22 protein-coding genes, 1 pseudogene and 1 other annotated feature are annotated in these 24476 nt (G+C 40.3%); of the genes and pseudogenes, 5 read left to right on the forward strand and 18 right to left on the reverse strand.

The genetic code is table 11. The features are described from left to right. Positions 1 to 28 precede the first annotated feature (28 nt). The 6 genes from KI375_RS17375 to KI375_RS17400 form a co-directional block, all read right to left on the reverse strand. Positions 29 to 976, reverse strand: a complete 948-nt coding sequence (locus KI375_RS17375; protein WP_212974730.1) for a nuclease-related domain-containing protein — start codon at positions 974 to 976, stop codon at positions 29 to 31. Between the two features lie 42 nt (positions 977 to 1018). Then, a complete protein-coding gene (thpR, locus tag KI375_RS17380) occupies positions 1019 to 1561 on the reverse strand; it encodes an RNA 2',3'-cyclic phosphodiesterase (protein ID WP_244852791.1) in 543 nt (180 codons plus the stop codon). 110 nt (positions 1562 to 1671) lie between these two features. Next, a complete protein-coding gene (gene dat / locus KI375_RS17385) occupies positions 1672 to 2529 on the reverse strand; it encodes a D-amino-acid transaminase (RefSeq protein ID WP_212974732.1) in 858 nt (285 codons plus the stop codon). A 12-nt stretch (positions 2530 to 2541) separates the two neighbouring features. Further along, positions 2542 to 3963: a dipeptidase PepV gene (gene pepV / locus KI375_RS17390; RefSeq protein ID WP_212974733.1), complete on the reverse strand. Its 1422-nt coding sequence runs from the start codon at positions 3961 to 3963 to the stop codon at positions 2542 to 2544. Positions 3964 to 4023: 60 nt separating this feature from the next. Next, positions 4024 to 5196 carry an ABC transporter permease gene (locus KI375_RS17395; RefSeq protein ID WP_212974734.1) on the reverse strand — a complete coding sequence of 391 codons (1173 nt, stop codon included), beginning with the start codon at positions 5194 to 5196 and terminating at the stop codon, positions 4024 to 4026. After that, the gene (locus KI375_RS17400) at positions 5186 to 5917 is read right to left on the reverse strand and encodes an ATP-binding cassette domain-containing protein (protein WP_244852793.1); all 732 of its coding nucleotides are present in this window, start codon (positions 5915 to 5917) and stop codon (positions 5186 to 5188) included. Before KI375_RS17400 ends, KI375_RS17395 begins: the two co-directional genes overlap by 11 nt. Positions 5918 to 6320: 403 nt before the next feature. Here KI375_RS17400 and KI375_RS17405 point away from each other — a divergent pair, with 403 nt between their 5' ends. After that, the gene (locus KI375_RS17405; RefSeq protein ID WP_207448582.1) at positions 6321 to 6539 is read left to right on the forward strand and encodes a DeoR family transcriptional regulator; all 219 of its coding nucleotides are present in this window, start codon (positions 6321 to 6323) and stop codon (positions 6537 to 6539) included. A gap of 155 nt (positions 6540 to 6694) precedes the next feature. Here KI375_RS17405 and KI375_RS17410 read toward each other — a convergent pair whose 3' ends face one another. Continuing rightward, positions 6695 to 7414: a pseudouridine synthase gene (locus tag KI375_RS17410; protein WP_212974735.1), complete on the reverse strand. Its 720-nt coding sequence runs from the start codon at positions 7412 to 7414 to the stop codon at positions 6695 to 6697. A gap of 120 nt (positions 7415 to 7534) precedes the next feature. Between KI375_RS17410 and KI375_RS17415 the strand changes: the two genes are divergently transcribed. Then, entirely contained in the window at positions 7535 to 7873 is a 339-nt protein-coding gene (locus KI375_RS17415) for a hypothetical protein (RefSeq protein WP_207448586.1), read from the forward strand. 165 nt (positions 7874 to 8038) lie between these two features. Here KI375_RS17415 and KI375_RS17420 read toward each other — a convergent pair whose 3' ends face one another. Further along, positions 8039 to 9652, reverse strand: coding sequence for a putative polysaccharide biosynthesis protein (locus tag KI375_RS17420; protein ID WP_207448588.1), 1614 nt, complete (start codon positions 9650 to 9652; stop codon positions 8039 to 8041). Positions 9653 to 9875: 223 nt separating this feature from the next. Here KI375_RS17420 and KI375_RS17425 point away from each other — a divergent pair, with 223 nt between their 5' ends. Beyond that, a complete protein-coding gene (locus KI375_RS17425; RefSeq protein ID WP_207448590.1) occupies positions 9876 to 11156 on the forward strand; it encodes a BaiN/RdsA family NAD(P)/FAD-dependent oxidoreductase in 1281 nt (426 codons plus the stop codon). Between the two features lie 559 nt (positions 11157 to 11715). Here KI375_RS17425 and KI375_RS17430 read toward each other — a convergent pair. The 5 genes from KI375_RS17430 to KI375_RS17450 all read right to left on the reverse strand — a co-directional run bounded on the left by KI375_RS17430 (position 11716) and on the right by KI375_RS17450 (position 18371). Next, positions 11716 to 11898: a sporulation protein Cse60 gene (locus KI375_RS17430; RefSeq protein ID WP_207448592.1), complete on the reverse strand. Its 183-nt coding sequence runs from the start codon at positions 11896 to 11898 to the stop codon at positions 11716 to 11718. Positions 11899 to 12114: 216 nt separating this feature from the next. Continuing rightward, a complete protein-coding gene (locus KI375_RS17435; RefSeq protein WP_212974736.1) occupies positions 12115 to 13290 on the reverse strand; it encodes a hypothetical protein in 1176 nt (391 codons plus the stop codon). A 155-nt stretch (positions 13291 to 13445) separates the two neighbouring features. Next, a complete protein-coding gene (locus tag KI375_RS17440) occupies positions 13446 to 13763 on the reverse strand; it encodes a rhodanese-like domain-containing protein (RefSeq protein WP_212974737.1) in 318 nt (105 codons plus the stop codon). Between the two features lie 324 nt (positions 13764 to 14087). Then, positions 14088 to 16502 carry a leucine--tRNA ligase gene (gene leuS, locus KI375_RS17445; RefSeq protein WP_212974738.1) on the reverse strand — a complete coding sequence of 805 codons (2415 nt, stop codon included), beginning with the start codon at positions 16500 to 16502 and terminating at the stop codon, positions 14088 to 14090. A gap of 117 nt (positions 16503 to 16619) precedes the next feature. Next, positions 16620 to 16832, reverse strand: a binding site (T-box leader). A gap of 357 nt (positions 16833 to 17189) precedes the next feature. Beyond that, the gene (locus tag KI375_RS17450; protein WP_212974739.1) at positions 17190 to 18371 is read right to left on the reverse strand and encodes an MDR family MFS transporter; all 1182 of its coding nucleotides are present in this window, start codon (positions 18369 to 18371) and stop codon (positions 17190 to 17192) included. Positions 18372 to 18675: 304 nt separating this feature from the next. Here KI375_RS17450 and KI375_RS17455 point away from each other — a divergent pair, with 304 nt between their 5' ends. Then, a complete protein-coding gene (locus tag KI375_RS17455) occupies positions 18676 to 19707 on the forward strand; it encodes a Gfo/Idh/MocA family protein (protein ID WP_212974740.1) in 1032 nt (343 codons plus the stop codon). Positions 19708 to 20179: 472 nt separating this feature from the next. Here the strand turns inward: KI375_RS17455 and KI375_RS17460 are convergent, their stop codons facing one another. The 4 genes and pseudogenes from KI375_RS17460 to KI375_RS17475 form a co-directional block, all read right to left on the reverse strand. Continuing rightward, the gene (locus tag KI375_RS17460; protein WP_212974741.1) at positions 20180 to 21148 is read right to left on the reverse strand and encodes a ribose-phosphate diphosphokinase; all 969 of its coding nucleotides are present in this window, start codon (positions 21146 to 21148) and stop codon (positions 20180 to 20182) included. A gap of 559 nt (positions 21149 to 21707) precedes the next feature. Next, positions 21708 to 21986, reverse strand: a pseudogene (locus KI375_RS28005) (type II toxin-antitoxin system RelE/ParE family toxin); the annotation flags it as partial. A 13-nt stretch (positions 21987 to 21999) separates the two neighbouring features. Then, positions 22000 to 22206, reverse strand: coding sequence for a hypothetical protein (locus tag KI375_RS17470; RefSeq protein ID WP_244852796.1), 207 nt, complete (start codon positions 22204 to 22206; stop codon positions 22000 to 22002). A gap of 97 nt (positions 22207 to 22303) precedes the next feature. Continuing rightward, on the reverse strand, positions 22304 to 22594 hold the full coding sequence (locus KI375_RS17475) for a YtzC family protein (protein WP_212974742.1): 291 nt from the start codon (positions 22592 to 22594) through the stop codon (positions 22304 to 22306). Positions 22595 to 22719: 125 nt separating this feature from the next. Here KI375_RS17475 and mnmM point away from each other — a divergent pair, with 125 nt between their 5' ends. Next, positions 22720 to 23322: a tRNA 5-(aminomethyl)-2-thiouridylate-methyltransferase MnmM gene (gene mnmM / locus KI375_RS17480; RefSeq protein ID WP_212974743.1), complete on the forward strand. Its 603-nt coding sequence runs from the start codon at positions 22720 to 22722 to the stop codon at positions 23320 to 23322. 33 nt (positions 23323 to 23355) lie between these two features. Here the strand turns inward: mnmM and KI375_RS17485 are convergent, their stop codons facing one another. After that, a complete protein-coding gene (locus tag KI375_RS17485; protein ID WP_212974744.1) occupies positions 23356 to 24420 on the reverse strand; it encodes a tetraprenyl-beta-curcumene synthase family protein in 1065 nt (354 codons plus the stop codon). Positions 24421 to 24476 lie beyond the last annotated feature (56 nt).

Here is a 24476-nt window from a genome sequence, read left to right on the forward strand (position 1 = left end):
GAAATGTATGATTTTATAAAAGTCTCTATCATTCAGATTCCCAGTTTGGTCTTTGAAAAGAAGTCGTTTGCCCATATTCTAATAACGATTTCGCCGCCCGGATTTGCATCATCTTAATGGGAGATGGTGTTTTTCTTGCCCTTTCGAACCATTCCCCATATGTACGCTGGTCTAAAATCGCTATATCCCCTGCAACATCTGGGTAATCAATAAAACCATTCCGAGATACAATTGCTTTACGTATCGGTAATGCCACTTCATACAATTGAAAAATCTGCTTAACAATTTTCTCCATTCGGTTCACTGCCATCACGGGATTCAAAACCTTCTTTTCTTTATCTCTCACCTTCATCTTCCAGAAATGTTGATTTTCCCCAAGATAGGCTGCCTGATTCGACTGCTCAATAAACGTCAAACACCATATTTCAGTTGGTGTGAGCAATAGAACGTCCAGCTCAACTGGCGCTTTTTTCAATAAAAAAATCGGTTCATAAAAGAGAAAGTAATTATCCGGAAAACGTTGGAGGAAATGTTTTAATCGTTCATCTATATAAAACCGTCGATCAACAAATGATTTTTCCATTACGGTTGAGCTTGCCCATTTTAACTGAAAAAGCAATAAATGATCAAGAAAGCTTTGCTTTAATTCCGTTTCTGTTTGTACATGTAGAGGGGTTGAAAACTCAAAATCTTCCTCTTTATCTTGTGGAGTCTTATTTTCTTCATAAGCTTCTATTGGAATTTCAATGGCATTTGTCTTTCTTTTAAACAACTTTTTCAGCGATCGAAATCTTTTCTCCTCTTCAGGAACACTGTCTATTTCCACCGAATTTGATTGGGAAGGCACCCCGGTTTCCCAGGCTTGTTTGATTTTGAGCCATTGTTGTTTTTTTAGACGAATGAATTGAGAAGGATAACGCGATAAGTCTGTTTCATAACGTGAAACATAGTCTTGCAGTTTTAATAATTGAGCCATTTATCTATAACCTTCCTTACTTATTACATCCATTATACCCCATTATGAATGAGAGAGGGAGAATGTCTTTACTTTTACGTATTTTGGTGTTTTTTCTGGATGTGTTCGATATAAAATCACTTCATTCGCTAAAAATGAGAGGGAAGGATCATACACACTAAACATTTCCTTCTTTAACCTCTGTTCACCAGGCCATTTACGCGCCAATGTAATATGAGGATGAAAACGACGTTCTTCTAAGGAAAAACCAGCATTTTGGCAAGATGTATATATCTGTTTTTGCGCATCCAATAAATTTTTTGAATGATTTACCCCTGCCCAAAAAATCCGCTGACCAAACGTATCCAGATGTGTTATTTCTAGAGAAAAGGCTTTGAATTCGAAAAGATTCTTCTCAATATTCTTTATCGCACTCTCTCGTTTTTCTTTATCTGCTGCTCCTAGAAAAGCTAAGGTAATATGATAATCTGCAGGATGGACCCACTTTTTAAAAGGAAAGGCAATTTTTAACTTTTTACTTAATACAGCTAACTCTTCTTTAATTGGATCTGGCAATGCCAATGCAAAAAAATAATGTTCCGCCATCATGATCATCCTCCTTGCGCTTTTCTTCGTCCAGCTCCATCGCCTAGCGGCTGCGCTTTTCTTAGAAAAATCCGATGTTTAGTAGTCTCTTCCTAAACATCGGATTGCATTTACATTTTTTGAGTTTTTATGGCTTTAATTTCTTCTAAAAACAAGGACTGCAATTTTTTTGTCAGTGGACCTGGTTTCCCATCTCCTATGGATTGACCGTCAAGCTGGACAATCGGCATTACTTCAGAGGTAGTGCTGGAAATAAAGATTTCATCTGCTGCTTTTAAATCTTCTAATTGAAATGTCTCCTCAGCGATCGGAATTTGATGGGATTGGCAAAGTTTCACAATCACTTGGCGAGTGATCCCATTTAAAATAAAATTGGTTGCTGGATGTGTGGTGATTTTACCATCTTTTACGATATATGCATTGGATGAAGAGCCTTCTGTTACCGTTCCGTCACGGTGGAGAATTGCTTCATAACACCCTTGCTCGGTTGCTTCTTGTTTGGCTAAAACATTTGGTAAAAGATTCAAGCTTTTGATATCACAGCGCAGCCAACGGATATCCTCTGCTATCATCGCTTTTACACCCTTTTCAAGCATTTCCTCGGGTCTAGGCACTTCCTTTGTGTATGCAGTTAACACTGGCTTGATATCACTTCCTGGAAATAGATGATTCCTAGGTGATGCACCTCTAGTCACCTGCATGTAAATCGACCCATCTTGAAGCTGATTCTTCAAGATCAACTGCTTGATGAAGTTATATATTTGCTGTTTATCAAAAGGCATTTCCATTTTAATTTTTTCGGCACTTTGAAAAAAACGTTCCAAATGCTCATCAGCTGTAAAAGCCTCACCACCATAAACCCGGATGACTTCATATACCCCATCGCCAAATTGGTAGCCGCGGTCTTCTATATCAACAACAGCGTCAGTACGCTCAATTAATTGATCATTCACCAATACTTTTCCCATAACCATTCCCCTTTACTTTTCTTTTGCTAACTCATATATGGCTTGTGCGTAAATAGCCGTAGCTTGCCAAAGGTCGGCTAATTCCATATATTCATCCTTTTGGTGAGCAACATCTGGACGCCCTGGAAACAACGCCCCAAAAGCCACTCCGGAATCAAGCGATCTTGCATAGGTTCCCCCACCAATCGCTAACAGTTCCGCATTTTCTCCGGTTTGTTCTTCATAGACAGCCTGTAATGTTTGGATAAGAGGAGAATCCTTCGGCACATGATGGGGTTTAGAATCTGTATATTGCCCGAGCTGGAAGCCTGATTCTTTGCATACCTTCTGAATCGATTTCTTCCCCTTCTCATGGTTAAAAGTAACCGGATAGCGCATTGTAATGCCAAACTGACCGCCTTCATGTTCGTTATAAGACATTTTTCCAACATTGATCGTCAATTCACCTGAGATATCATCTTCATACGCAACTCCAAGTGCACGTCCATGTGAATCGCCAAAAAAGAAATCCACAGCTGCTTTTACATATTCTGTTCCTCTCTCATCAAGCGTAAGTGTAGATAAAAAATTGGCTAATAATAATCCGGCATTTTTGCCTTTATCCGGTTCTGAACCATGGGCACTTACACCATGAATCTCCATAATTGAATAGCCGCTTTCTACATAATATTTTCCAGTTAGCTCCTGGGTATCCAAGAAATCTTCGAACATTTGAATAATATCTGTTTTGCCATCTTTGATATCAAGAATCGCCTTAGCATGATCAGGGACCATATTATAGCGTAATCCAGAAACAAAGGATAATAAGGTAATCGGCGCGCTCGTATCATCCGTACCCTTTATATCTTGAACAAGATCAAAGTCAGCAATTCCCTTTTCTGCGATAATAATGGGGAAATCTGCGTCAGGAGCAAATCCCATTTCTGGCATTTCTTCCTCTTTGAAATAGTGATCCACACAGCGCCAATCACTTTCCTCGTCAGTCCCAATAATCAGACGAACCCTTTTTTCAAGAGGCAGACCTAGTTCTTTCACAATTTTCATTCCATAATAAGCGGCCATCGTTGGTCCTTTGTCATCAATTGCGCCTCTAGCATAGATTTTCCCATCCTTGACAACCCCAGAAAAAGGATCATCCGACCAACCGTCTCCTGCTGGAACAACATCAACATGCCCTAGAACACCAATTAAGCCCTGTCCTTTACCAGTCTCTACATGCCCGGCCACATCGCCTGTATTTTTCGTTAAAAAACCATCTCGTTGACCAAGCTCAAGCATATAATCCAGTGCTCTTTTAACCGTTTCCCCAAAGGGAGCTTCCGCTGTTGCTTTCGTCTCGTCTAGCACACTTGGAATTTGAAGAAGTCCTTGTAAATCCGCGAGAATGGTATCTTTTCTTTTTTCCACTTCTGCTTTCCAATCTATTTTCGCCATTCTGATCATGACTCCTTTATTAAAAATTGTCTTTTCCTATTATATACCTTTTTTTGTATTTCATAAATTTGGAATTTGTGTGAAAAGAAAAAACCTTACAATCACGAGCAGGACAACAATGATAATAAATGGAATAAGCAATACTGATGCGACAAGTTTTTTTGCTTGAAAATAGCCGACTTCCTGAGGATATTTTCTGGCAAAGGGATGTTCTTCAACTGTTCTGCGCCACGCGTTCCCAATCCATGTGATTAGAAAAAGCACGCCTGAAATCATGACCGTTATTTTTAACCATAAGGGCGGTAAGAGGACAATCGCTGCTCCAGTTACACTGATAATCTGAAAGTATTGCAAAATATACTGTGAATCGCGGGTAAAGGCTTTGATAAATAATTCCAAATAGCCCGTTTTCTGATTACGCCTCTTAAACAATCGGTTCGATTGTGCGTATAGTCGCGGCTTCGTTCGATTACTCGAAAACCTTGGTTTTTCAATGTCCATCGAAAGTTGAAAAATTGTTTCCGTATATTTATTTTTCTCAAGTTCATCAATGGCTAAGTCTTGTTCAAAGTTATGAACAGAAGAAAAACGCTGGCGTACAAAGAAAAACGAACTCCCTGTATTAAGTAAAATCAGGAGGAAAAGCCAACCATTATTCTGATGTGTAAACAACCAAAAACCAAGCTCCCAGATAATCAAGGCTCCCATCACAACTGGAATGCCTCTTAACAGACTTCGCCAACCACGCACTTGCACATTCAATTTCCCTTTTATCGACATAATCAACCATTTTAAAGATACCCAAAGTCCAGCAAAAAGAAGAAAATCCTTTGTATGTAGATGGAAACGCTGGTACCAAAATGGGGCAATGGCAATTCCAAGTCCTACAACAGACAACCATTGGAAGCAATAAGAATAGAAAATCCCCCATTGTTTTAATTGCAGAAACAGCTTTTTATTTTTTCTAAGAAAGATTCGATCGGCTTCCCGCACATATGTGTGGAAATGTTCCCCCCATAATAGGAGGAAAAACAATGCGAGCATGTGAATCGACATTCCGTCTATCCAGCTGGGCAGTTCTATCCACCAGGAACGATATATGAAAAAAGAAATAACAGTTGCCGGCAGGATAAAATAAACAAACACAGTCCAATCAATAATCGATTTAATCGTATCATACCGATGCTCCCAGCCTTGTTTCAACCTCATCCAAAACAACTTTCTACTCTTCATCTTCTTCATCCTCTAGATCCAAACATGAATAGAGACTGCCGTCGGTTGAACCACATTGTTGTAAAACCTCGTTTAAACCCCCTTTCGCTTTCATTCTTCCATTTTCAATAATGATAAAGGAATCACACATTCTTTGCGCTGTATCTAAAATATGGGTGCACATTAGAATCCCCTTGCCTTTGCTTCGTTCTTCTTCTAGAAGATCTAAGAGGAGCTTAGTTGATCCAGGATCAAGTCCCATAAATGGCTCATCAATGATTAGTAAATCTGGTTTTGTAAATAAGGCCAGCGCCAGCATCCCTTTTTGCTGCATCCCCTTAGAAAAATTCCCAGGAAATTCATGAAGATGGGCGGATAAGCGAAATTTTCTTAATATGTCCTTCGCATAGTGGAGCGTCTCTTCTTCCAACTCTTCGACAGCTGCCACAAATTCGAAATGCTCCCAAAGAGTGAGTTCTTGATAATATAAAGGGCGTTCAGGAATATAGGAAAGCTTCCTCCCTTGCTCTTTTAAAATCTCTCCTTCTACAAAAGGTAATTCATCCAGAATCGCTTTAATCGTTGTACTTTTCCCCGCACCATTTGCTCCAATCATTCCGAGCAACTCACCTTGTCCAATGGAAAAGTCTATATTGGTAATTGTTCCCTTGTTTAGTTGATAACCTGCTTGTTGTATGTTTACCTCTAATAACGCCACAAGCTCACTCCCTACTATCATCATGATCTATCTCTACATCTACGAATAAATGTCTAAAAAGTTCCGCAATATACTAAAAAGAGCACTTTCCCCTTTTCATTTTTTGATAAATACGTTAAAATGTAAGTGTCTGAAAATAGAATATACTTAAAGTGGTTGTTCAAAGAGGATTAAAATGGCTCGTCGACTAGAGAAACAAACATCGAGTGTCATTTTTATCGGAGACCTGCAGGACGTAGCTCATAGAGGCGTTGCGACGTACAGGAAGTACTGGTGTAAGGGAAGCGACAGAATGTCGTGAATTTAGCCTTTGCTCCTCATTTTTGAACATCATTTAAAAGGAGTTGTCTGCGGGAAATTACCATCTCTTTAACTAGGCAAGATGTCAACCGACTGCCATGGGATTAAAGATGAGGGAGTGGTTTTATTGAAACCGTCAACGAATAGAATGCTTACCAGGGTCAAATCCATTTACTTATACATCTTAGAAAATGGTACTGTCACAACACGAGAAATTGTGAATGAATTTGGAAGCACTCCTCGCACCATTCAAAGGGATTTGAATGTGTTAGAGTACAATGACCTAATCAGTAGCCCGAGACGCGGAAAATGGACAACAACAAAGAAAAAAGTGAAAGTAACATAACGCCCACGACCAGTCTGCTTATGAAGCAGTGACCTTTCGCAGGTTATTAAGGGCAATTGACCAAGCAAATGAAAGCATTCAAAGTGTCATGTTTGTCAGATTCTTGATTATTCTTTATAAAATAATAAAGACTGCCCATCATAGATGGAGGGCAGTTATTTTATTGCGATATTTTGCAATTGCATTACTTCTTCTTCTGTTAATGCACGATATTCTCCAAGCGCCAATTCTTCATCCAACTGCAATCGTCCCATGGAAATGCGCTTCAAATAGATGACTTGTTTTCCTACAGCCGCAAACATTCTTTTGACTTGATGGAATTTCCCCTCTGTAATCGTTAATTCAATATCTGATCTTTCACCAGCTTTTAAGATTTCTAAAAACCCAGGCTTTGTCTCGTACCCGTCATCTAAGATAACACCCTGTTGAAAGGCATGTTTATCGTCTTCACTGACAAGCCCTTTAACTACAGCAAAATAGGTTTTCGGCACATCTTTTTTAGGCGAAAGAAGTTGATGGGCTAGCTTTCCATCATTGGTTAATAGCAATAGCCCTTCCGTATCCTTATCCAATCGGCCCACTGGGAACGGGGACATCACCGCATCATCTGGATGCAATAAATCGATCACGGTTTTTTCACGTACATCCTCGGTTGCCGAAATCACATCAGCGGGTTTATTCATCATTAAATAAATATATTCACGGTAATGAACTTCTTCTCCATTGACATAAATCGATTGTTGTTCAGGAATCACTTGTGTTTTCGGATCTTTTACAATATCCCCTTCCACTGTGACACTTCCACTTTTCAAAAGCTTTTTTACTTCTTTCCGGCTACCATAGTCCGTATTTGCCAAAAGCTTATCAATTCTCATCAAAAAACCTCCTTTCTGTGAAAATACAATATTTCATTTCTTTAGGCCCATGCCCATACGCTTTATAAACTCCTACATAGGCTGATGGTGGAAGAGATAATGAAATGGAGTGACGTATAAATGAGTTTTCGCCAACAAATGCCTATGCCGTTTTCTAATCAAATGCCGTTTCCAGGCCAAATGATGCCACAATTTCAAGGGAATATGCCGCAACAGCCCTCATATGAGGAATTTTCACAAAACCCTCAAGATGAAATGCAAGCAAAATTCTTTCCTGGGATGCCAAATCATTCCTCTCTTGATCGGAGAGTCGATCAATTAGAAAATCAGGTCAGAAGACTAGAGCGGCAAATTAATCGGCTTGACCGCAGAGTATCGCGCTTGGAAGGTCAAGGAGGCCATCCAGGGTTTCCAGGTCATCCAGGTCGACCAGAATATGAAGAAACTGGATATTATTAATTCTTAAAAGGTTTTGGAAGTGTATCCACTCGGATTGATCCTATTTCTTCGTCTATTCATCCCAAGGATGACGCCCATCCTGATCACATATGTATCGTTATGGGCAGTTGCCCACCTTGTTCTTTAGGTGTAAAGCACTGCCCGTTTATGCTATGTTATAGGGTTTTAATTCATTCCCAGCTTCTTCTTAAACCTTGTCAATCGCTCCCCAAATAACCGATCAGCCAATCCAGATTTTAAGCCCAGATAGCCATAAATCATCGCTCCAACTGCAGCGCAAATAAAGATCAGCAATAATCCTTGCAGCCTTGATTCTGGATTCATAATAGAATGAAGTCCAAGGTACACAAAGTATACAGGCACTAACATCGCAACATTAAAAATAATAATTAACAGCACTCTTCTATAGACAAGTCTTAATGGATACTTGGAAAAGATTTTAATCACAACTAAGTTAATCGCAATCGAAACGAAATAACCAAGCGTTGTTGCATAAATCGCTCCTTCTGTACCAAAGGCTTCGATAAGCGGGATATTTAAGCTTAATTTTATTAGAATTCCTGTTAACAGACTTAAGATCGTGAAACGTTGTTCATTAATGCCTTGCAGGATCGCCGCGGTTACGGAATATAAAGCAAATAAAATCGCGACAGGCGCATAGGTTTTTAGCACCTCTGTCCCTAGATCTGAATAGCCATAAAATACGGTATAAAAGGGTTCCGCCAAAATCATCAAGCCCAATGATGCAGGCAATGTAATAAATAATAAAACTTGCAGCGTCTGATCCAGCTGGCGAAAAAGAATCTTTCGGTCTGAATTGACGAAGGATTCCGTAATTAAAGGAACCAGCGTCATGGCAAAAGCTGTGGCTAAAGATACCGGGATAATGACCAATTTATGGTTTAAGGTTAAAGTTCCGTAGGCATCTAAGTAATTAACGACTTGGTTTCCAGCCGCCATCGCTCGGTTAAATGTAAATTGATCTATTAAGGTATACAATGGATTGGCAATACCGACCATCACAAAAGGAAAAGCGTAAATAAGAATTTCCTTATACATACTCCCTAGAGAAACAGTGAGGTCACCTTTACTTTGCAGACGTTGCTCGTCTAATTTCGGTTTGCGTTTTTTCCAATACCATAGCAGGACAATAAGACTGGCAATCCCGCCGATAAAGGCGGCAAAGGTCGCCGTCCCAATCGCTGTCACAACACTCCCCTTCAGGATATAGATGACCATAAAACTTCCTGCTAATAAGAAAATAATTCTCGCTAATTGTTCAATCACAGTGGATACAGCAGATGGGCCCATTGATTGGTTACCTTGGAAAAAGCCACGAATTAAGCTCATCGCTGGGATCACAAGTAAAGCAAAGCTGACAGCTCTAACAACAGAGGCCACGTCTTCAGTGGTAAAATCCGTTTCTGCTCCTTTTAAGACCATTTCCGCGATCGGTGTCGCTAACCCGTACATCACGAAAAAAGAAACAACTCCAGTCAGCGTCATTACAATCAAACCTGAGCGGAATAGCCGATGCCCCACCTCATATTCACCTAATGCATTATATTTCGCAATATATTTGGATACAGCCATTGGAACACCAGCTGTGGCAATACTAATAAAGATCGTATAAGGATTATACCCATATGAATATAGCGCATAGGCACTTTCCCCACCAATAATCGCTTTAAAAGGGATAACATAGAAAAGACCTAATATCTTTGATAAAATTGTACCGAGCGTTAATATAAATGTTCCACGAATTAATTTAGATGACATACATTCTCGAACTCTCCATTTTTAATTTTCATTTGTTTTTTTAATTTTAATCACTACACTCTCCATTTAGTTTACAGCTATCGACGGAATTTGACAATGAGTTCAGCGTTGCGTTTGGAAATTGTTCATAGTATTTTAAGAAAGCACAAAGTCATCAAAAATAATGAAGGATCGAATATTCCCTATATAGACAGAAATTGAACATGAAAGTGAGCCGATAAAAATGTATGATGTTATAGTCATCGGTGGCGGCCCGTCAGGATTAATGGCCTCCATCGCTGCCGCCGAATATAAAGCAAAGGTTTTATTAATAGATAAAGGTCATAAGCTAGGCAAGAAATTAGCGATCTCAGGAGGAGGACGCTGTAATGTGACAAATCGCTTGCCCTTGGATGAGATTATTCGCCATATTCCCGGCAATGGCCGCTTTCTATATAGTGCCTTCTCTGTTTTTAATAACGAAGATATCATTCGTTTTTTCGAAAATCTCGGGATTGAATTAAAGGAAGAAGACCATGGGCGCATGTTCCCTGCTTCTAATCGGGCACAGTCCGTCGTCGATGCGCTTTTATCGCGAATGAGTGAATTAGAAGTTGAAGTGCTGCCAGATACCCCTGTTCAAAAAGTACTTTATGAACAGGGAAAAACAGCAGGAGTTCTGTTAAAATCCGGAAAGAAACTTGTGGCCTCCGCCGTGGTAATTGCCACTGGCGGCGCATCTGTCCCGCAAACTGGATCAACGGGAGATGGCTATCCATGGGCAAAAGCGGCCGGCCACACGATTTCAGAGTTATTCCCAACAGAAGTGCCGATTACTTCTAATGAGCGATTCATCAAAGAAAAACAATTACAAGGATTGTCGCTGCGCGAAGTAGCACTCAGTGTGCTGAAGCCAAATGGAAAACCATTGATTACCCATAAAATGGACATGATTTTTACCCATTTTGGCATTTCCGGTCCCGCTGCCTTGCGTTGTAGCCAATTTGTTGTAAAACAATTAAAAAAATCAAAGCGGCCTGAAGTGACAATGGCGATTGACGCACTGCCTAGCCAAAGTGAGGAAGCACTTTTTCAACAACTCCAAAAAGTAAAAAAGGACGAACCAAAAAAGAGCATTAAAAATGCACTGAAAGGCTTGTTACCTGAGCGTTATTTATTGTTTTTATTCACACAATGTGAAATCGATCCATCGGAGATTTGCGGGAGTCTTTCAACCGAAAAATTGCGCGCCTTCGCCAAAGCCTGTAAGCAATTCACGTTCCAAGTAAATGGCACCCTTCCATTGGAAAAAGCTTTTGTCACAGGCGGCGGGGTTTCCGTAAAAGAAATCGAACCTAAGACAATGGCCTCCAAACTCACGCCCGGCCTGCATTTCTGTGGGGAGATTTTAGATATCTATGGCTACACAGGCGGCTATAACATCACGGCTGCACTTGTGACAGGAAGACTGGCAGGGATGAATGCCGCCCTTTATGGAAAAAGAAGTGAGCAAGGAGTACTGTGATTATAGAGAAATAGCTGTTTGTTCAGCTGTTCTTTTTCAATTTATGAACTGAGGACAGATCAGATTTGCCCTTACGATTTTGCGGCGTTCTCCCTTTTTCGTTACGGTGAGCTCGCACGCCCTTACCCTTTTGCTGCGTTCTTCGCTTTTTGGTAACGGCGAGGGTTGACGCCGTTACCCTTTGGTAGCGTTCTTCGCTTTTTGGGCACGGCGAAGGCTTGCGTCGTTACCCTTTTGCAGTGTTCTTCGCTTTTCGGGCACGGCGAAGGCTTGCGCCGTTACCCTTTTGCTGCGTTCTTCGCTTTTCGGGCACGGCGGGGGCTCGCGCCGTTACCCTTTGGCGGCGTTCTTCGCTTTTTGGGCACGGCGGGGGCTCGCGCCGTTACCCTTTGGCGGCGTTCTTCGCTTTTTGGGCACGGCGAGTACTGACGCCGTTCCCCTTTTTTGCAATTCTTTTTGTCAGGGCCACGCTGAATTTTTAAAGTTTTTCTGATTTAAATCTCTGTCCTCGTTAAAACGACAAAAAAAAACAGGACTATTCCATATGATAGTACCTGCTTTATGAGTTATAAATAATTAATGCACTGAAACAAAAGACTTGTTCTCCAGAGGCATCGCCAATCAGCGCGACGTTATATTTAATATCCACTACATCCCTAGGAGAAATTTCTTCGAGGAATTCATTCATTTCTTCCTCTAAATCCTGTTCATGGTCACAATCAAATAGTTTAACTTGTACCAATTATCTCCACTCCTTTTTAGCATGTTTGCCAATATTAGTGGATTTTATACTATTCAGAAAATAGTTTTTAGTTACAGCGATAGCCTAAAACAATCCTAACAGATATTTATTTGGATAAGTTAATCACTCGAGCTCCAAATAATCATAATACCAGCTAGAAGAAAAACATTTATACAGCAGATGATTGTTTTTCGCAGCTACCCTTTCCTTTACAAATCAATTGATTTTTATGATAAAGTCTAATAAATGAGCATTTTCAACTGGGAACTTTGATTTTATATGAAGATTTTTTCTATCCAAAACAATCATATTTTCTTCTTTGTCATTTCTTTCAATTATGTAGATTTCTTTATTTCCTTTATCTTGATAAAGGAGTCTATATGTATTTCCAGGTTGAGATATTTCAGCCAGTGGCTCAAACATTGGTTCTTTTCTTAACGAAAGTATTCCTAAAGTGTCTCCTTCCTCGTCAATCGGTAAGCAATATAAAATTCTCTTGTCATCTAATGCTAATTGCTCGGCCTCGTTTACCTCATATTCCGCTTGTTTAAAGAGATTTTCAAATGGGCTGTATGACGTATAGTGAAACTCCTTATCGTAAACATATAAATTTCCGTTACTACCCATGATATAGGCATGTTCATTTGAAGCATAAATCGGTGCAAGATCTATACTATCGGTAGCGAATGATTCATATTCAACCGTTTCGTTCGTAAGATCAATGATCGCAATTCCTGAATTCTCGTACTGATCTTTCGCATTGATCCTTCCGCTTACTCCATATATCATCTTACCAGCAAAACTTAAAATCGGAGTCCATTTTGGGACATGTCCGTACTCTGTTTCAAAACTCTCCTGAGTAGTTGCGTTCGAAATGGAGATATTAAATTCCCCTGTGTCAAAATTTGTGTTTTGTTCTCCTGTTTTATGAGATACGATCGTCTGAAATAACACATCGTCACCGAAATGTTGCATATGATCAACCCCAACTTCATAATCAAAATAGTCAAGATTACTCTTCTTAAATTGTTTATTCTCAATATCATAGGTGTAATAGAAATTATCGACCACAGGCTCACCATAAAAAGAAATGAACAACTGATTAAAATCAGTTGGCTTCTGTTGAATATTCATTCTTCGAAAATCATTATCTATTATTTTATACTGTTGAATATCCTTCCCTGTTTTTGTCACTTCTTTAATAAGTGTCATTTCTTGTGAAACACGTTGGTCGGCGGGATAAAATAATAAATAATGGCCTGACTTCCCCATCGCTTCCGACATAAAATTCTCTATCCCTTTTACCGTAATCATTTTCTTACCGCTATGTTCATTGAAAAAGATCACTAGCACAAAAAGAATAGCCCAAAAAAATAGTACCTTTTTAATCATTTCATCCCTACTTCTTTAGCTTTTAGATTTTGCCTAACACATTCATTAATAATGACGTAAACATTGCAAAATAGTTTCACTTTTTGAGGGAACGAAAAAGGGAAATCCCTAAGACTACTACAGTCTTAGAGATTTCCCTCACATGTTATCCTATATTATTTTTCCTTTGGCGTTGTTTCTCCCTGCCATTTGAGCATGCCGCCAACCATATTCGTGACCTTGTAGCCTTGTTCATTCAAATATTCGCAGGTTCTGCCACTGCGTCCACCTGAACGGCAAATCAGAATATATTCTTTGTTCGGATCTAGCTCATCAAGATGCTCAGGAATTTGGCCCATTGGGATATGAACAGCTGCTGAGATCATACCTTCTGCCACTTCTTCCTCTTCCCGTACATCGATTAAATTATATTGTTTCCCTGCTTCCAGCTCTTTCTGTAGCTCTTCTGGAGTGATGGTCTTGATTTCGCTCATCTAATCTTCCTTTCGAATGAAATATTTCTTCTATTATTATCTGTGCTTGTGATTGGATAGTCAAACAAACGAGTCCATGCTCAGGAACTTAGCTTGAAGGGTTCTGCATTTCCATGAAACATTGAATCTTGAAGCAGATTGCGGAGCTTCAATGCCGGGTTGCACGCTCCCTATGCCCATAGCAGAACTTCCCCCCTGCATTTGCGCAATTTCTCATGTATATTGCGTATCTTCTGCTCTACATTCCGACACTTCAAGCACATTGCACACCTTCTCACTATACAATCTTTAGAAAGCCTCATCCCTGAGGATGAGGCTTCTTCCTTAATTTGCGACGATATTAACCAGCTTGCCTGGAATGGCAATGACCTTACGAATTGTTTTACCTTCTAGTTGTTGTTTAACTTTTTCATCATCTTGAGCAATTTGCCCAAGTTCTTCCCGGGAGGCGTCGCGGGACACTTTTAATTTGGCACGGACTTTTCCGTTAATTTGGACGACGACTTCGATTTCATTATCGACTAGTTTGTTTTCGTCATATTCTGGCCATTTTTCATAGGTGATCGTATCCGTATGGCCTAGCTTCTCCCAAATTTCCTCAGCGATATGCGGACAAATCGGTGCCAGCATTTTGATGAAGCCTTCTACATACGCTTTTGGTAAAATTTCTGCTTTATAGCCTTCATTAATGAATACCATTAATTGGGAAATTCCTGTATTAAAATGCAATTGTTCATAATCACTAGTTACTTTTTTAACGGTTTGATGATAGACTTTTTCAAGGTCGCCGCCAGTTGTATCCTGAATCTTCTCAGAAAGTGCACCATCATCCTGGATCAATAGACGCCAGACTCGGTCTAGGAAACGGCGTGATCCATCAAGCCCTGTTGTTGACCAAGAAATCGATGCATCCAACGGCCCCATAAACATTTCATAGAGGCGCAATGTGTCTGCCCCGTGGCTTTCTATCACTTCATCAGGATTGACGACATTGCCTTTTGATTTACTCATTTTTTCATGATTTTCTCCAAGAATCATCCCTTGGTTGTATAATTTTTGGAACGGTTCTTTTGTTGGAACGATCCCTAGGTCATATAAAAATTTATGCCAGAAACGGGCGTACAATAAATGTAGGACAGCATGTTCTTGACCACCGATATACATATCAACGGGAAGCCATTTTTTCAATAATTCTGGGTCGGCTAATGCTTGATCATTATGTGGATCAATGTAACGAAGATAATACCAGCTACTGCCTGCCCATTGTGGCATCGTATTTGTTTCTCTTCGCCCTTTTTTCCCCGTTTCTTGATCTACCACATGAAGCCAGTCGGCAATATTGGCTAACGGTGATTCGCCTGTTCCGGATGGTTTGATCTCAGCGGTTTTCGGCAAAATCAGCGGTAATTCTTCCTCAGGTACACCTGTCATTGTGCCGTCTTCCCAATGAATAACCGGAATCGGTTCTCCCCAGTAACGTTGGCGGCTAAAGAGCCAATCTCGTAAACGGTAGGTAATCTCCTTCGTGCCGAGCTCTTCTTTTTCCAACCAATCAATCATCGTGGAAATTGCTTCATCTTTTCCAAGCCCATCAAGGAAATTAGAATTCACATGGGGACCATCGCCTGTGTATGCTTCTTTGGCAATATCGCCGCCTGAAACGACTTCGATAATCTCCAAAGCGAATGTTTTGGCAAATTCATAGTCTCGTTCATCATGTGCTGGCACAGCCATAATTGCACCGGTTCCGTAAGACATCAAAACGTAATCCGCGATCCAAATCGGAATTTGTTTTCCATTGACAGGGTTAACCGCATAGGCCCCTGTAAACACACCAGTTTTTTCTTTAGCCAAATCCGTTCTTTCTAGATCACTTTTTGCTTTGATTTTTTGAATATAGGCTTCTACTTGCTGCTTTTGCACCGCAGTTGTAATTTTTTCAACAAATGGGTGTTCAGGTGCTAAGACCGCGTAGGTGGCACCAAATAGAGTATCTGGACGAGTCGTGAACACAGTAAATGTCTCATCGAAATCAGCAATTGAGAAGGTCACTTCCGCTCCCTCAGAGCGTCCGATCCAGTTGCGCTGCATATCTTTAATGCTTTCTGGCCAGTCTAACTCTTCTAGATCATCTAACAAGCGATCCGCATATTCGGTAATTTTCAAGATCCACTGTCTCATTGGACGGCGTTCAACCGGATGGCCTCCACGCTCACTTTTTCCATCAATTACTTCTTCATTGGCTAAAACTGTCCCTAGTGCTGGACACCAGTTGACAGGAATTTCATCGACATAGGCCAGCCCTTTTTCAAATAGCTTTAGAAAAATCCATTGCGTCCATTTATAATAATGCGGATCGGTTGTATTGATTTCCCGATCCCAATCATAGGAGAAACCAAGCTCTTGGATTTGTCTTTTAAATGTTTCAATATTATGTTTGGTAAATTCAGCAGGATCATTCCCTGTGTCAAGGGCATATTGCTCCGCTGGAAGTCCGAAGGCATCCCAGCCCATTGGATGCAATACATTATAGCCTTGCATTCGCTTCATTCGAGATAAAATATCGGTTGCTGTATACCCTTCCGGATGGCCAACATGAAGACCGGCACCAGATGGATATGGGAACATATCTAATGCATAAAATTTCTCACCTTCACGACTTGCATCTGTTTTAAATGTTTGCTTATTTTCCCAATAACCTTGCCATTTTTGTTCCAATTCTCTATGGTTAAAACTCATCTTTCTTCCTCCGTTCATTTTGTAAAACGCGATTAATGATAAGGTGAAACTTCAATCAGTATACTACTGCCCTTTAATGCGAGATAAATAGAAAAAGCCCCCCATCCCAAAGAAACCTCTTGGGACGAGAGACTGTTAACTCCCGCGGTACCACCCACATTAATGCTTTCGCATTCACTCATACATCCTTAACGCGGAAAACGGCATAAACTACTTCTTTCACTTATACAACTAAAAGGTGAGTTCATGATTCATCCTGATTGACTTCCACCACCCGCCAACTCTCTGCACAGTTTGACATCATTACTATTCCTTTATTCACGTTTCAAGTATTTTTAATTCGTGTTCAAAAAGGAGGATAAAAAGGACCAAGTCGGTTAAAGACGCTGACGTCCTGTCACCAACACCGACACTAGTACATCCTGTACGTCGAAAGTTCGAGACGGCGCAGTTTCGAGCAGCGGAATGTATCCTTTTTAAATACATGAGCATAAGGAAAGCTATCCTGAACCCGCATCGCACGAAGGAAAAGTGGTTTTCTTTTCCGAGGAGCGCAGAAACAAGCCAACGAAGAAATTCGCAGTGTCATTTTCACCGGACTTTTTGAACATCTTTTTTAATCAGATATGTCCAATTGTAATCAAAAATATACATAATAGCAAGCGTAGTTTTTAAAGATATGTTCCATTAGGCTGCAAGTGAAGATTGCTTTTTTAATGGACGATCATAAAAATAAGATAAAATAAATGAGACAAGCAATAAGAAGATCAAGATCATAAATAATACGGACATTCCCCACAAGTCGACAAGCATTCCACCAAGGACAGGACCGACCATGCGTCCCCCTGTTGCTGTACTATTGACAATTCCTTGATAAAAGCCTTCCCTTCCTTTTGGGGCTAATTGATTGGCGACTGTTGGAACAACGGGCCAAACTAACATTTCCCCTACACTCAGAATGATCATTGCCGATAAAAATCCTTTAAATCCGTCGGCCATACCAGCCACACCATAGGAAACCATAAAAATGGCAAATCCAACAAGCATTTGCCCCTTCAAGTTTTGACTGCCAGCCTTTCTTAATATTTTTTGCAAAACAGGCTGGCCTAACACAATAATCGCCCCATTTATCGTCCACAGAAAGCTATATTGGTTTAAGGACATATTGACTTCCTGGGTGTAGGAAGAGATTGTCGCTTGCCATTGTACATAGCAGACCCAGCCTAAAAAGTAGGCAACACATATAATCCCTAATGCATAAAATTTACTTTTATCCCGAATTGCCCTTCTTTCTTGCAATACATTGGATTGACCAAGCTGACCTTCTGCCATATTTTTATAGCTGAATAGGGCGATGAAAAGAAAGAGTACATACATCGATAAATTCGCAAGGAAAATATAGTCGAAAGAAAAATTGGCGACAACTCCCCCTAGTGCAGAACCAATCGCAACTCCGGCATTCTGTGCCACATAGACAGCATTAAACGCCCGTCTTCCTCCCTCTTTCCAAACCGAACCCGCCATCGCAAACATGGAAGGAAAAATAATGCCTCCTCCAAGTCCTAAAATGGTGAGGAAAATTACATAATGAGGCCATTCATGCCAAAACGTCATTCCCAGTAGTGATAAGATGGAAATGATGATTCCTAATAGAATCGATTTATATCCGCCAATTTTATCAAAAAAAATCCCTCCTACTAGATTTCCTATCACACTAGCAGCAGAGTTTAACATCAATACTAAACCGGCAATAAATAAAGATTTTCCTAAATAATCATGTATATAAATGGCATTCAGCGGCCATAGAAAAGAATTCCCTGTCACACTGACTAGCATGCCAATAACTAATAACCACACTGCCTTAGGCATTTCCTCTTGCATCTCCTTCATCCTGTTTATTACCTGACACAGTGCTCAGAACCTAGCTTAAAAGAGCCGTTTCTGAAGCTCTTCTCCTTTGTGCCTAAGCCATTCTATTCCATTCAATCTGAAGAAGCAAGTAGGATGAAAATATCCAGAACAATCTTGATTTTGCCAAAGTTCTCTTAGTCGACAAAAAGTTAGAAAATCTTACAGTTAACATTGGATTTTCTACATTTTTATAGGTATATTGTTGATAAGGGATAGGATAATATTCCCAGTACTCCATCAGACAAGGAAGGGGAACCAGAAAATGTCTAAATTCAAAGTTGGAATTATTGGTTGTGGGCGAATTTTCCCAATGCATGCGTATCCAGTCAATGCTCGCGAGGATACGGAAATTGTCGCAGTTTGTGATAATAAGGAGGATCGCGCAAAGGAAAAGGCAGAAATTTTTCAGTGTACCTATTATACGGACTATGAGAAGATGTTGAATACTGAAGAATTAGATGTCATTCATATTTGCCTTCCACATCACTTACATGCGCCTGTCGCGATTGCAGCAGCAAAACGAAATATTCATATTTTGACGGAAAAGCCGATGTCGATTGCTTATGAAGATGCGGTAGACATGGTGGAAACAGCCAAAAAGAATGAGGTAACTTTAGGGGTTATTTTCCAAAACCGCTATAATCCTGGTGCCAAGCTGGTTAAGGACATGCTTGAAAATGGTGAATTAGGCGCCATTCAAGCTGGAAAGTTGTCCGTCACCTGGGATCGTTCTGATGACTATTATAAGCAGAGTGATTGGAAAGGAACATGGGATAAAGAAGGCGGTGGCGTCATTATTGATCAAGCGATCCATACAATGGATTTAATGAGATGGTTTGTAGATGATGACATTCAATACGTAGATGCGGCGATTAGTAACCGTGCCCATGAATTTATTGATGTAGAAGATTCAGCCGAGGGTGTCATTAAATATAAGAATGGTGTGGTCACCGCGTTTCATGCGATTAACTATTACACGTATGATGCACCTGTTGAAATTGAGCTCCACTGTGAAAACGGTACCGCCAAAATGGTCGGTGACCGGGCAACTGTTACTTTGAATGATGGTAGGGAATTTATCGCCGATAATAATCCAAATGAGACATTTGATTACAATAGTGGTGCGAAAAGCTATTGGGGCGTAAGTCATATTAAACAAGTCAATAATTACTATGAAGCCCTCAAGGAAGGTGCACAACCAGACATTACAGGCGAAGAAGCATTGAAAACTCAAAAAATGATCGTAGCCATTTATGATTCTGGGAAAAAGAAGGAACGAATAACATTTGAATAATCGATAAAAGGACAGGTTCAGGCCTGTCCTTTTATCTTTGAAAAAGCGCTAGGAATTCCTTTTTTTATCCCGCAGTAACGGGCAGTAATCCCCCGCCTCAAAGCTTTAGAGAATACGGAGAAGCATAGGTAAGGGATACACTGCCCTAATCTAGCTTCAGCGACTAGCAAATTTACGATTTCTGTTTGCGTAAGTCAACATCGATTCGCCCTTTGGACTCATCGTGTTTCCTTTATCTCGTCAGAACCCTTTAAATATGTACGTCGTCGGACAGGCACTTTCGCCTTGTTGAGTAAAAGCCCAATTGGTTCAAGGCCAACAAGATGTTGGTCACAAAGGCGTAGCGACGTACAGGACGTACTAGTGACAGGATGTCGTGCTTTGAACCTGCCAACAGGATGTCGCGATTTTAGCCTTTAATCCTCTGAAACCAGTGGGGAATGAAAGCCCCCCGACTGATTGAAGGTTCACTTTATAGATTTAAAAATTTATGTTGGTCATTATCAAACAAGGAGCTAATGGATTCGTGGTTATGAATTCTTACAACTGCTTCTGCAAATAAGGGCGCCACCGAAACCCTTTTTATTTTCTGCGAATGGATTGCTGGATTTTCAACGGAATCTGTACTAATCACCAATTCAATTGGACTGTTTTCTATTTTTTCAATTGCTGCCTCACTAAGCATTAGATGGGATAATGCAGCATAGATCTTATTGGCTCCTCTTTCCTTCAGTCCTTTAGCTAAATCGACTAAGGTTCCGCCTGAGATACTGAAATCATCGACAATCAGTGTATTTTTGCCTTCTACATTACCAATAATTTCCAGCACCTTTGCATTCTCATCATGCGACTTTCTCATTTTATCACCAATCGCCACAGGAACTTGTAAGGTAGTGGCAAAGTTCCTTGCCTCTTTTGCAAATCCGACATCAGGTGAAACGACAACAAGATCTTCTATCCCCATGCTTTCAATCTCTTCACAAAGGATTGGAAGGGCAAATAAATGATCCACAGGCTTTTTGAAAAAACCTTGAATTTGCGGGCTATGTAGGTCCATTGTCAAAATTCGATCCGCCCCCGCCAATTCCATACACTCAGCACAAACCCTTGCTCTGATCGAAACCCGAGGCTCATCCTTTTTATCTCCTTTGGCATAACCGAAATAAGGGATAATCGCCGTGACAGAGTTCGCACTAGCTCTTTTAAAAGCATCCATCCAAAAGAGAATTTCGGTAAACTCATCATTTGGCTTTAGACCAATGGGTTGAACAAGATAAACATCCTGATCCCGAACCGTTTCATTAATTTTCACAAAAATATTGCCATCAGAAAATGTCAAGACCTCCGATTTCCCTAACTCACTCCCGATGTAGTCACACATTTTTTGCGCAAAAGATGTTCCCGTACTACCACCAAATATCTTAATGTCTGCATTTGTCAATTGACGTCGCCTACCTCTATAATTTAGTTATTTTCGTACATTTACAATCCTCTTTGGAAATCATTGCGATATAGTATGTCCTAACGGTCGTATGATTTGAAAACCTCCTCACTAATATTTTTTTGCTACAATCATATAGTTAGCAGGTATATATGGGTGTTCCTGATTAGGCTCTTCATACATCTTTTTTATTACAAAACCTTGTTGTGCAAACGACGTAATAATTTCGGAGAATGTCCATTTCCGTAAATAGGTTTTAGGAAATTGTTCACGATCTTGTTATCTATTTCTACATTTTCTGTAATAAACCTTTTGAAGATCGAAAAATAAAAGTATTAATTTTTACTTTTGTAAAAATACGTTATATTCACTTGCGCTCTATACATTTTTTATTATAGAAACTAGGTAAAAGATTGAGGGATTTGCTTCTTTTGGATAGATGAGGACGTTCTGGATGTTTTTTTATATAAGGGGTTAGTCGATTTACTGCTTTTCTTGCGTGTCTAACTTGTTAATCAAGATCAACTAACAATAACTGGGGGATTTAGTGAGGTTGTGATCATGTTGTTTTGTTCATATCAATGTTCAATTCTCGTGCTTGATGAAAAATCCTTACTATCTCAATGTGATCCGAACTCTTAATCCTGTAAATAATCCGATAACTTTGATACAATTTTTCCCTAATGCTTTTCTTTTTAAATTCAGGCACAATTCGTCCAGACAAAGGAAAAAGTGAAACAGACTCCGCGGTGGCGAAAATTCCTCTTACTACTACGGTGGCATTTTCCTTAGAGTCAAGGGAAATGTATTGGGATATATCTTCTAAATCTGTTACGGCATCAGGTGACCAACTATCCTAACCACTTTTTAAATTTCTCCTTTACTTCTTCATGGTCAATCCCTTTTCCTTCATCCAACTGTTGGATAGCAGATTCTATCTTTATTCTCTCATATAACTTTTCCATTATATTGTCTGTAGTGACGTTCTCTGGGAGATTTTTTATCATTTCAATAATCTCTTCTTTTGCAGACATTTTTATCACCTTTTCTATTTTCATTATAATGGATCTCCCTTGTTTCCACAACGCATACAAGAGCACGTCTTCACGATCCAAATATTTTAAAGCGCCTTGAGCCATGCCCAAGGCGCTATTCTTACATCATTGTCCCATATGGAGGACGTTCTTGGTTTTGGAGAATCATTTGGTTTTGCAACTGTTGGACTTTTAGTCGAGTACGATCTAATTGTTCACGTTGTTGTGCGTTGGAGCTGTCTTTAAGTTTTTCCAGCTCCATCACTGCTTGTTCCAAATCGGCCTGAGCTTCACTAAATTCCGCATCTTGATAAAATCCCTGTCTTAATGCTTCATCCAGCTGTTCATTGGCATAAAGAATAGCGTCTTCACAACGATTCATACAATCTTCGACAGACTGTCGCGTTGCCATACCCGATCCTCTCCTTCACCGAGTGTTCCCGCAAAAGGCGGGTATGTCTAGTTTGTTCTCAAAAGAGATTCTCTATGATAAAATTTTTTAGTGAAGTTGGTTATTTTTAGAGGAGTTGAATGTTTTTGGGAATTGAATCGATTCTTACCTATGTCCGTTCTTTATTGACAAGGACTGTACAGAAGGATGATATTGTGGTGGATGCTACCGTTGGAAATGGGCACGATACTGTTTTTTTAGCCAAACTTGTGGGTGAAGCTGGCAAGGTATACGGATTTGATATACAGGCACAGGCGATTGAACAAACAGCAAAGCGGTTAGGAGCGGAGAATGCAGAAGGGCCTGTTCAGCTTTTTCAAACTGGACATGAGTATGTCTCTTCCTGTTTGCCCACTGAACATCATGGACAGCTAGCTGCAGCGATGTTTAATTTAGGCTATTTACCAAGAGGAAATAAAACCATTGTCACCAAACCGGAAACAACCATTTCGGCGATTGAACAACTATTATCCCTTTTGAAAATCGGCGGCATCCTTGTACTCGTTGTCTACCACGGCCACGAAGGTGGCCCTAAAGAGCGCGACACCTTACTTGAATATGTTTCCGCACTCAATCAAGAAGCCTATCACGTCCTCCAATACACCTTCCTAAACCAGCGGAATCATCCCCCCTTTGTCCTAGCGATTGAAAAAAGAAGGGGCCAGTCCCCCGCCACAGTAACGCGTTAACAGCGCGGGGGACTGGCCCCGTTAATGGCCCCGTTAATTGGCCCCTTTCAAACGGCGATAGATTCTTCCGTTCCAATAGAAGAAGTAGCCTGTTGGGCCGCTTTGTTTCATTATTTTTCTGGCGAGGGGGCGAACGTTTTTTTGTTTGTTTACTTTTTGGTCGGAGAGGTAGATGGCTAAGAGGCCGCGGTTGATTAATTTATGAAATTTTGTATCGGGTAAGAATTTTGTATGTTCATCCGCTTTTTTGAGGAAATGAATGAGACGCAAAAATAGCTGTTCGTCGTTAGCATAGTAAAAGCAAAAATTAAGGTCGCCTTCTTCCCGATCTTCTTCTTGGTCAATAAAATAATCCAAAAGAATGTGCAGTCCTTGAATATAGGGAAAATAGCCATTACGAATCATTTCTGCATGCTCAGGTTGAAAATCCGCCCGGAGACCATAGGAGACTAAACAAAAGATCCCGAGTGTTGAGCCCGCACAGGCAGAAAATTCATACCAGCTCATATCTGGACACTCTGCTTGGTGCTGGGCAAACCATTTTTGTAACCTTTGTTCACGTTCTTCAACATCGACATGCTTATGTACTTGCAAATCACAATAATAATTACATAATTCTATGAGATAGGGCTTTATCTCTTCATAATAAGGGAGTTTTTCTAGCATCGATTGACAAGCCCGCACAAGCGCTATTAAATAGCCGCCATCATTCTGATCTTCTCGGTGCCGATAGTAATCACGAGGTTCCGCCCCAACCGTGAGTGCATCGATCATCGATTCATGCAAGGCGGCAAAGTCGTCAGGATCTAAAGACGTGCTACGATCACAAAGATTGTCTAAATAATCGCTAATCGTCTGATATGCGACGATAAACTGGATCGCCGTTTCCTTCTTGTCTAGTGCGGTTAATGCCATAATCGAGCCACCTTCACAATGGAAGGTTTTATGCTCGATACTCGCCAGAGCTTGATTCCTCAATTCTTCATTCGGGATCATCTTCGCTCTATTTTTCCATGCTTCCAACTCTTGATGAGTAATGGGGAATACTTGGCGAAACACTTGATTCAACAATGTAACAGGATTTACTGGTAATGTCATGCCATTTCACCTCATTATTTAAGAAAAGCGCAAGCGCCACCTATCGGCGACAAGCA

The organism is Bacillus sp. J14TS2 (genome assembly GCF_018333015.1).
GTDB lineage: Bacteria > Bacillota > Bacilli > Bacillales > Bacillaceae_C > Lederbergia.

Bases quoted from the DNA above. Each gene is read 5' to 3' on its own strand.
- KI375_RS17475 (WP_212974742.1), bottom strand. From the start codon at position 22,594: ATGGCAACGCGACAGTCTGTCGAAGATTGTATGAATCGTTGTGAAGAC.
- KI375_RS17485 (WP_212974744.1), bottom strand. From the start codon at position 24,420: ATGACATTACCAGTAAATCCTGTTACATTGTTGAATCAAGTGTTTCGC.
- KI375_RS17410 (WP_212974735.1), bottom strand. From the start codon at position 7,414: ATGAGAATTGATAAGCTTTTGGCAAATACGGACTATGGTAGCCGGAAA.
- KI375_RS17420 (WP_207448588.1), bottom strand. From the start codon at position 9,652: ATGTCATCTAAATTAATTCGTGGAACATTTATATTAACGCTCGGTACA.
- dat (WP_212974732.1), bottom strand. From the start codon at position 2,529: ATGGGAAAAGTATTGGTGAATGATCAATTAATTGAGCGTACTGACGCT.
- KI375_RS17375 (WP_212974730.1), bottom strand. From the start codon at position 976: ATGGCTCAATTATTAAAACTGCAAGACTATGTTTCACGTTATGAAACA.
- thpR (WP_244852791.1), bottom strand. From the start codon at position 1,561: ATGGCGGAACATTATTTTTTTGCATTGGCATTGCCAGATCCAATTAAA.
- KI375_RS17400 (WP_244852793.1), bottom strand. From the start codon at position 5,917: ATGATGATAGTAGGGAGTGAGCTTGTGGCGTTATTAGAGGTAAACATA.
- leuS (WP_212974738.1), bottom strand. From the start codon at position 16,502: ATGAGTTTTAACCATAGAGAATTGGAACAAAAATGGCAAGGTTATTGG.
- KI375_RS17425 (WP_207448590.1), top strand. From the start codon at position 9,876: ATGTATGATGTTATAGTCATCGGTGGCGGCCCGTCAGGATTAATGGCC.
- KI375_RS17440 (WP_212974737.1), bottom strand. From the start codon at position 13,763: ATGAGCGAAATCAAGACCATCACTCCAGAAGAGCTACAGAAAGAGCTG.
- KI375_RS17415 (WP_207448586.1), top strand. From the start codon at position 7,535: ATGAGTTTTCGCCAACAAATGCCTATGCCGTTTTCTAATCAAATGCCG.
- KI375_RS17435 (WP_212974736.1), bottom strand. From the start codon at position 13,290: ATGATTAAAAAGGTACTATTTTTTTGGGCTATTCTTTTTGTGCTAGTG.
- KI375_RS17395 (WP_212974734.1), bottom strand. From the start codon at position 5,196: ATGAAGAGTAGAAAGTTGTTTTGGATGAGGTTGAAACAAGGCTGGGAG.
- KI375_RS17455 (WP_212974740.1), top strand. From the start codon at position 18,676: ATGTCTAAATTCAAAGTTGGAATTATTGGTTGTGGGCGAATTTTCCCA.
- KI375_RS17470 (WP_244852796.1), bottom strand. From the start codon at position 22,206: ATGAAAATAGAAAAGGTGATAAAAATGTCTGCAAAAGAAGAGATTATT.
- KI375_RS17450 (WP_212974739.1), bottom strand. From the start codon at position 18,371: ATGCCTAAGGCAGTGTGGTTATTAGTTATTGGCATGCTAGTCAGTGTG.
- pepV (WP_212974733.1), bottom strand. From the start codon at position 3,963: ATGGCGAAAATAGATTGGAAAGCAGAAGTGGAAAAAAGAAAAGATACC.